The organism is Nonlabens antarcticus, from assembly GCF_015356755.1.
GTDB classification, from domain to species: Bacteria; Bacteroidota; Bacteroidia; order Flavobacteriales; family Flavobacteriaceae; genus Nonlabens; species Nonlabens antarcticus.
On the sequence record NZ_JADFCO010000036.1, the window covers coordinates 1 to 289 of the forward strand.

The 289-nt window shown below is 48.4% G+C and carries 1 protein-coding gene; it reads left to right on the top strand.

Going from position 1 to position 289, the window contains the following annotated elements; translation table 11 throughout:
- Nucleotides 1–65 precede the first annotated feature (65 nt).
- Nucleotides 66–289, top strand: a 224-nt coding sequence (locus IQ282_RS00135; RefSeq protein WP_394355189.1) for a DDE-type integrase/transposase/recombinase, incomplete at its 3' end; no start/stop codon positions are given.

Here is a 289-nt window from a genome sequence, read left to right on the forward strand (position 1 = left end):
AAAGGATCATGGGGTATGATGTGTCCAACAGCCTTGCCATGGAGGGTTCACTCAGCGCTCTGGAAATGGCTCTCGGCCACAGGCGTTGCGGGAACCAACCGCTGATACACCATTCCGACAGAGGGCTTCAATACTGCTCCCACGACTATCAGGCGCTGCTGGAGGGAAATAATATCAAGGCCAGTATGACCGAAAAATATGATCCCTATGAAAATGCGATTGCTGAAAGGGTAAACGGAATACTCAAACAAGAGTTCGATATAGCGAGAGATATCAAAGACCTAGAACT